Origin of the sequence: Tenebrionibacter intestinalis, assembly GCF_016632365.1 — a bacterium.
GTDB lineage: Bacteria > Pseudomonadota > Gammaproteobacteria > Enterobacterales > Enterobacteriaceae > Tenebrionibacter > Tenebrionibacter intestinalis.
Genome location: NZ_JAEPBH010000157.1, coordinates 1 through 724, shown reverse-complemented (window position 1 = coordinate 724; position 724 = coordinate 1). Strand labels below are relative to the sequence as shown.

At 62.9% G+C, this 724-nt stretch carries 1 protein-coding gene; it reads right to left on the bottom strand.

Going from position 1 to position 724, the window contains the following annotated elements:
• Positions 1-724 (bottom strand): toprim domain-containing protein (locus tag JJB97_RS18275; protein ID WP_238715509.1); only part of this gene is annotated, 724 nt, incomplete at both ends.

Below are 724 nucleotides of genomic sequence, written 5' to 3'. Positions count from 1 at the left end.
GTCTCCGGCTGCGTCCCTGTCGAACGCGATCAACACCCGCTTCACGCCGTGATACTGCAACGCCGCCAGGTGTGATGCCGTGAAGCCGTTCACGCCGAACGTGGCAATGACGTTGCGATAACCGGCGCACCAGAACGTCATCGCGTCGATAAGCGCTTCACACAGGATGATATCGGAGGACGCGGCCAGCGCCTGCTCGTTCCAGACACCGGTCAGCGGCGACGGCAGATACAGATGCTTCGGGCTGCCCTTTTTCATCCGGTGTGCGGACAACGTTCTGCGCCCGTACAACTGCAACACCCGGCCACGCGCGGCCACATCATGACTTTCAGACCAGCCCAGCACCGGCACGACCAGGCAGCCCCGGAAGTGATCCTGTCGGTTGGACTCACGCACCACACCGAGCGCGNCTGCCACGCCATGCGGTCCGGCCAGCCCCAGCCGGAAGTGCGTAACGAGTTCAGGATGAGACAGCCCGCGCAGCGCCAGCCATTCCTGGCCCTCCATGCTCTCCAGCAGGTTCTGGTGATAGAAGTCCACCACCTGATGCAGCAGCGCCTGGCCGTCATCATCCAGATCGGTCAGGTTCTGGCGCGGAGATTCAACTGCGGCAGCTAAAGAAGAGGATTGCGGCACGGCTGGAGATCCGGCCAGATCCCGCAGGCGGATAAGGGTTTGCGGATAGGTGAGCCGCTCGGTTTTCTGCACCCAGTCCAGCACCGAG